Source organism: Neobacillus pocheonensis (genome assembly GCF_050477905.1).
Classification (GTDB): Bacteria; Bacillota; Bacilli; order Bacillales; family Cytobacillaceae; genus Neobacillus; species Neobacillus pocheonensis_A.
Map to the genome: position 1 here is coordinate 143,947 of NZ_JBCNAD010000041.1, position 6,999 is coordinate 150,945.

A 6,999-nucleotide genomic window follows, 5' to 3' on the forward strand; every position below is an offset into this window, starting at 1 on the left:
GATTAAACCGGTTTTACAGAAAGCAATGTTTCAATATCCTTAACGATATCACTTGGTTTCGTCGTTGGAGCAAATCGCTTAATGACATTTCCCTTTGAATCCACTAAAAATTTAGTAAAGTTCCACTTAACTGTATTAATGCCCAATAACCCAGGAGTTTGCTCTCTAATGTATCTAAACAAAGGATGTGTATAAACTCCATTAACATCTACTTTGGCAAACATCGGAAAAGTAACACCATAATTTAATTCACAGAAGGATTTTATCTCCTCTTCACTGCCAGGATCCTGGTTCATAAATTGATTGCATGGAAATCCTAGGATTTCAAACCCTTTATCCTTAAAGCTTTCATAAAGCTCTTGCAGCTCTTTAAATTGAGGTGTAAAACCACATTTGCTTGCGGTGTTGACGATGAGCAGTACCTTTCCCTCATATTGTTTGAGTGAAATTTCTTGTCCATTGATTGATTTTGCATTAAATTGATAAATTGTCATTCCTTAACCCCCTTTTTCCTATCATCCACAAAAGCTTGTAAGTGTTCTAATGTGGTAACCATAAATTCTGTCATCTCCATTAAATCATCCATTTGCTCTTCGTTTATAATTCTTTCAAAATCAATGGTGATGACATTTTTGATTTTTCTAGGTTTGTTTAAAGGATTATATTCTACAGATTGAATGATTTTCCTCTTTTCACCCCAAATGGTGAAAAAAATCGATTCAATCGTTTGGAATTCTGATAGAATTTCGGCATGTTCAAGAAAGAATTGCAATCTAACATAGCTACCGGCAAACTGTTCTGGCAGGGAGTTCGGGAGGAGCTCCGCTGCCAAATTAACTAGTTTTGATTTCAATTCAAGCTTGGTTGAAACAGAGCCGTCAGCCAATCGAAACGATATTTCAAACGAACGCGACATTTTTGCCAAGTTGACGATATCATTTCGATCCGTGATGACAATATCTCCGCTTAAGTCTAAGTCATAAAGGGCACCTTCAATAATCACTTTCATATTATCAAAGGCAGTTGGATCAAACATTTCTATTCTCTCCTTTAGAAAAGGCCAACCGCATTGCCGTTTTCATCTACATCCATATTTAAGGCAGCTGGTTTTTTTGGCAGGCCAGGCATGGTCATTACTTCTCCGGTTAAGGCGACGATAAATCCAGCACCGATTGAAGGTTTAAACTCGCGGACTGTTACAACGAAATCCATTGGTCTACCTAGCTTAGACGGATCATCAGACAAGGAATATTGAGATTTTGCCATGCAAACTGCCAAATTGGACCAGCCGAATCTTTCAAAATCAATTAATTGTTTTTTCGCTTTGGGAGAAAACTCTACATCCTTTCCGCCGTAAACCTGTTGAACAATTGCTCTTACCTTTTTTTCGATGGAGTCAGAGAGGTCATATAAGGAATGGAACTTATTTTCCTCCTTATCAATAACGGCTAAAACCTTTTCAGCAAGCTCAATACCGCCTTCTCCACCTTTTTCCCAAACCTCGGTCAATGCAACCGTGACGTTTTCTCGTTTACACCACTCTAATAAGGTTTCAACTTCTTGGTTGGTATCTGTGATAAATTTGTTGATAGCCACTACAGTTGGCAGCCCAAAACTTTTAATCGTCTCAATATGTTTTTGCAGGTTTGCAAAGCCAAGTGTTAACGCAGGTATGTTTTCTTTTGATAATTCCGTTTTCGCTATTCCCCCATGCATTTTAAGGGCTCGTATAGTCGCTACAATAACAACAGCTTCCGGCTTAATTCCGGCGCTTCTTGCTTTGATATGTAAAAATTTCTCTGCTCCTAAATCAGCTCCAAACCCAGCTTCAGTAATCACATAATCAGCTAATTTAGTAGCTGCCGTTGTGGCAATCACACTGTTGCAGCCGTGGGCAATATTGGCGAATGGACCGCCATGTATCAGGGCAGGAGTGTGCTCAATCGTTTGGACAAGATTTGGTTTTACCGCTTCCTTTAACAACAAGGTTAAGGCTCCTTCAACGCCTAAATCCCCAACTGTTACAGGTTCCTTGTTGAAATTATAGGCTACAACCATTCGAGATAATCGTAATTTTAAATCTTTTAAGTCAGCCGCTAAACAAAGAACTGCCATTATTTCTGATGCAACAGTAATATCAAAGCCCTCTTCCCTTGGAACGCCCTGTAATGGACCACCCAGGCCAATAATCACTTTTCTTAGTGCACGATCATTTAAATCAACAGCCCGCTTCCAAACAATTCTTCGCTGATCAATGTTTAGTTCATTTCCTTGCTGGAGATGGTTATCTATAAGAGCAGCAAGGGCATTGTTTGCCGTTGTAATGGCATGCAGGTCCCCAGTGAAATGTAGATTTATGTCTTCCATCGGCAGTACCTGTGAATAACCGCCACCAGTTGCTCCGCCTTTTATTCCCATCGTTGGTCCTAATGAGGGTTCACGCATCGCAATCATTGCTTTCTTTCCGAGGCGATTAAAAGCATCTCCTAAACCAACGGTTACGGTCGATTTTCCTTCCCCTGCTGGAGTAGGATTAATCGACGTAACAAGAATGATTTTTCCACTTTCATTTGTCTTGAGTTTAGCTAAAGCTTCATTCGAAAGTTTCGCCTTATATTTACCAAAAAGCTCAAGATCATCCTCTTCTAGACCAATTTTTTTGGCGATTTCGATAATCGGGTCCATCTTTGATTCTTGGGCAATCTCAATGTCAGACTTTACTGTTGTTTTCATTACCACTATAATCCCCCACATTTCAGCATTTAGAATAATACTACCATACTACCACTTTATTGTATCAAAAAAGCGCTTTCATTCCGAAATCTAATTTTGAACAAATTATTATCTTTTCTGAATTTACATTAATGTTTATAATAAAAATAATGAATTTTTCAAATATTCATTGACTAACAACGGTGTACCGTTGTATTAATAAATGTATCATTTTATTAAAAAGGGGTTGGTCACTTGCCTATAAACATTCCAAAACTGCTGCCCGCACGGGAAATTTTGGAGCAGGAAAACATTTTTATCATGGACAATGAACGCGCAACTAGTCAGGACATCAGGCCATTAAATATTCTTATCTTGAATTTAATGCCAGAAAAGGAAAAAGCGGAAACACAGCTTCTAAGATTACTGAGTAATTCGCCCTTGCAGGTTAATGTCAAGCTTTTAAAAACAAATTCCTATGAATCTACTAATACTAGTAAGCAGCATCTTGAACAGTTTTACACTACCTTCTCGCAAATTCAAAATCAGAAATTTGACGGGATGATCATTACCGGTGCCCCTGTTGAATTATTAGAGTTTGAGCAGGTAAAGTATTGGTCTGAGCTTAAGGAGATCATGGAATGGACCAATAACAATGTTACTTCGACATTACATATTTGCTGGGGAGCACAGGCTGCACTTTTCTATCATTACGACATTGGTAAATTTGAATTGTCACGAAAATGTTCAGGAATTTATGCTCATCAGATTTTTGAACAAAATGATATTTTGCTGCGAGGATTCGATGATCAGTTTTATGCTCCGGTTTCACGCTATACCGATGTATCTATTGAAGCAATCAAAAAGAACCCGAAATTGAAATTGCTTGCTGCTTCTGAGCAGGCAGGAGCTTTGTTGATTGCATCAAGAGATCGGAAGCATGTCATGATTACTGGACATTTAGAATATGAATCTGATTCACTTGCACAAGAGTACGATCGTGACCTAAGCAAAGGATTAGAAATTCATATGCCTGAAAACTACTTTCCAAACAATGATCCAACCCAGCCGCCAATCAACCGCTGGCGGTCGCATGGCCATCTATTCTTCTCAAACTGGCTCAATTATTATGTTTATCAAGAAACTCCATTTAACTGGAATTAGGAAGCGTCGGCTATTGCCGGTGCTTTTTTGTTTATTTTGCGTATGATATAGAAAGAATATATGGCAAAAGGAGGATTATCGTGGAGACAATTGTAGCACTGCATCGTAATCATTTTGGTGAAATTATCAGCTTTGTCACTTCCGAGGGACGGATTATATCCTATCGAAAGGCATTAATGGAGGCAGAAACGGGCCTCATTGAAGGAATACAAACCGTTAATGGTGCAGATGGAACTGTATCCTTATCACCTGAGCCCAACCAGTCATTCGACGATTATCCGAATTTATTTTAAAAAGAGGATGTCCATTGGACACCCTCTTTTCTTAATTTTGTTCGTTCTGTTTTTGTATCTCTTTTAATGCTTCAATCCTGTTCATGTCCTCTTCAAAAAACTGAACGAGATCACCTATACGATCGATGGAATCCCAGCTTAAGTGATGCTCGATTCCTTCGACATCGGCGTAAATATTTTCATCTTTAACCCCAATTATTTTTAGAAACTGTTCAAGAAGCTCGTGCCTAAATACAAGACGCTTGCCAATTTTATTCCCCTTCGGAGTTAAACTGAGTCCTCTATATTTTTCATAAACTAAATATTCATCTTTATCCAGCTTTTGAACCATTTTTGTTACTGAGGAGGGATGTACAGATAACGCTTCGGCTATATCAGAGACCCTGGCGTATCCTTTTTCTTCAATTAAATTATAAATTTGTTCGATATAATCTTCCATACTAGGTGTTGGCATCCCGTACCCTCCAAAATCATAATCAACTAAAAGTTTACTATAAGAAAAAACAGGTGACAAGGTTCTTTGTCACTGAAATCCTTATTTTGGTACAGATTCTTCGAATGAAAATTTAACTTTTTTATCCTTTTCATCTAGAAAAAGGCAGGCATTAAAGGATTTGTCTTTATTTGTAAACCCTTCAATAAGCTCTGTTTTACCATCTTTAAGAAGCAGTTTAATATTTTTTTGCGTAATGCTTTTTCCAAGAATTTTTTTGGAAATAGTAAAATCGCATTGATTATTTTTATAATTGGAACAGCCATAAAAGCTGCCTTTATCGACAATGGATCCATCGCATTTTTTACAGGGTCCAAGTTTCATATAGCTTTTTGACCTCGTCGTTTTCTTTCCTGGTGTAAAGTTTTGCCGGACTTCTTCGGAAAAAGACCAATTATTTGCTTGACCAGTACTAGATGAAATGAGATGCATGACCATCTTTTTCGTTTGCTCCATGAACTGCTTTGGGGAAGCAGATCCATCAGATATCTCTTTCAACTTCTGTTCCCACTTTGCCGTCATCTCTGGCGAAGCAAGAATTTCTTGGCCGATCGCCCCAATTAATATTTTTGCCTTAGAAGTTGCATATACTAAATTCTTGGAAACTTCAATATAATGACGATCCTTTAGCATCGTGATAATTCCTGCTCTTGTTGCCTCGGTTCCCAGTCCTTCCGTTTTCGCCAAAATTTTCTCAAGTTCTTTATCCTCAATATGCTTTCCAGCTGTTTTCATTAACGTAATCAATTGCCCTTCTGTATAGCGCTTTGGCGGTTGCGTTGAACTTTCTTTCACTTCTACCTTTTCGGTAATCCCTTGCTCTCCTTTAGTTAAAAGCGGCAGTGCAGGGTCGTCATCATGATCCTTCGGCTTTAAAACCTTCCTCCAGCCTTCTTCTATTTGTACTTTCCCCTTAGAGACAAACTCAGCTCGTCCATCCACTAAGGTGGTTACGGTAGTATATTCAAAAATGGCTTTATGGTAATGGATTGCTAGTAAACTTTTAACCACCAAATCATAAATTTTCCGCTCATCTTGGTCTAACTTTCCAATATTCGGAATTTGTTCAGTCGGAATGATGGCATAGTGATCGGTCACTTTTTTTTCATTTACATACCGCTTGTTATCCGCAATAGAAGAAATGGGCAATGGGAAAAAGCCTTCATAGTCTTTCAAATGACTCAATTTATTGAGAATATCCGGGAACGTGCCCGCTTCTTCTTTTGTCACATAGCGTGAATCTGAACGTGGGTAAGAAACATTTCCTTTTTGGTAGAGTTTTTGAAGGACATCTAACGTTTTTTTCGGCGGGAACTTAAATAATTTATTGGCTTCTGCTTGGAGGGCAGAAAGATTATATAATAATGGTGGAAAAAATTCTTTTCGCTCAGAAATCACTTCCGCTACTTCTGCCGGTTTTCCTTGACAAAATGCCGCAACCTTTTCGGCTAACTCTTTTTTATTGACCCGTGTCTCTCCATCATTCTGCCATTTCCCAACATATTTTTTCTCATTAATGAGGAAATGGGCTATTACCTCCCAAAATGGTTCAGACTTGAAATTTTCTATTTCTAATTCTCTCTTTACGATTAGGGCTAATGTCGGTGTCTGTACTCTTCCAACGGAAAAGACATCGGAAAAGCCTTGTTTTTGAAGAAGTAAGCTATAAAGCCTTGATGCATTCATCCCAACCACCCAGTCCGCACATGCCCGGGTATAGGCTTCAAAAAATAAACTACGAGTGTCATTTTCATCTAACAGTTTTTTAAATCCTTCACGAATGGCATTAGCTGTTAAGGATGAAATCCAAAGCCTTTTCATTGGCTTTTGACATTTGGTTAACCTTAAAATATTGCGAATAATTAACTCGCCTTCACGCCCGGCATCTCCTGCATGAATAATCTCTGTCACTGCTGGATTTGAAACAAGCTTTTTAATTACCGCAAATTGCTTGGCCTTATCTTTCGTGACTTCATACTCAAATTGTTCCGGAATAATTGGCAAATTATCCAGGGACCATTTTTTCCAGCTTGGCTGATACGTTTCCGGAGGGACTAATTGACAAATGTGGCCAATCGCCCACGTAATATAGGCCCCATTCTGAAAAAATTCATTAGGAAAGATTTCGATAAATCCATTTTGTTTTTTATGCTTAAAGATGGACGCCAGCGTTGAACCTTGATCTGGTTTTTCAGCAATAATTAGCTTCATACTAATTGCCCCTTTTTTAAAACATCTCCGCATTCATTTTACCCATTTCAATCGATTCTCGTAAAGTTTTAATAATATCCACAAAAAAACCCTTTCACCAATTAGTAGAGTGACCTAATTAAATGA

The 6,999-nt window shown here is 38.2% G+C and carries 7 protein-coding genes; 2 read left to right on the plus strand and 5 right to left on the minus strand.

Annotation, left to right across the window (positions count from 1 at the left end; translation table 11 throughout):
* Positions 1–2: 2 nt before the first annotated feature.
* From ABES02_RS22340 to ABES02_RS22350, 3 genes are read right to left on the minus strand one after another with little or no spacing between them, the layout of a single operon-like run.
* Complete coding sequence (locus tag ABES02_RS22340) at positions 3–494, minus strand: glutathione peroxidase (RefSeq protein ID WP_430139747.1); 492 nt, start codon at positions 492–494, stop codon at positions 3–5.
* Positions 491–1,036: a hypothetical protein gene (locus ABES02_RS22345; RefSeq protein WP_430139749.1), complete on the minus strand. Its 546-nt coding sequence runs from the start codon at positions 1,034–1,036 to the stop codon at positions 491–493. The genes ABES02_RS22340 and ABES02_RS22345 overlap by 4 nt, the downstream gene beginning before the upstream one ends.
* A 14-nt stretch (positions 1,037–1,050) precedes the next feature.
* On the minus strand, positions 1,051–2,733 hold the full coding sequence (locus ABES02_RS22350) for a formate--tetrahydrofolate ligase (protein ID WP_430139750.1): 1,683 nt from the start codon (positions 2,731–2,733) through the stop codon (positions 1,051–1,053).
* Between the two features lie 234 nt (positions 2,734–2,967).
* Between ABES02_RS22350 and metA the strand changes: the two genes are divergently transcribed.
* Positions 2,968–3,876 (plus strand): homoserine O-acetyltransferase MetA, encoded by a 909-nt coding sequence (metA, locus tag ABES02_RS22355; protein ID WP_430139752.1) that lies wholly within the window; start codon positions 2,968–2,970, stop codon positions 3,874–3,876.
* 80 nt (positions 3,877–3,956) lie between these two features.
* Positions 3,957–4,169 carry a DUF3892 domain-containing protein gene (locus ABES02_RS22360; protein ID WP_430139754.1) on the plus strand — a complete coding sequence of 71 codons (213 nt, stop codon included), beginning with the start codon at positions 3,957–3,959 and terminating at the stop codon, positions 4,167–4,169.
* Positions 4,170–4,200: 31 nt separating this feature from the next.
* Here ABES02_RS22360 and mntR read toward each other — a convergent pair whose 3' ends face one another.
* On the minus strand, positions 4,201–4,623 hold the full coding sequence (mntR, locus tag ABES02_RS22365; RefSeq protein WP_430139755.1) for a transcriptional regulator MntR: 423 nt from the start codon (positions 4,621–4,623) through the stop codon (positions 4,201–4,203).
* An 81-nt stretch (positions 4,624–4,704) separates the two neighbouring features.
* Positions 4,705–6,873, minus strand: coding sequence for a DNA topoisomerase III (locus tag ABES02_RS22370; RefSeq protein ID WP_430139757.1), 2,169 nt, complete (start codon positions 6,871–6,873; stop codon positions 4,705–4,707).
* Positions 6,874–6,999 lie beyond the last annotated feature (126 nt).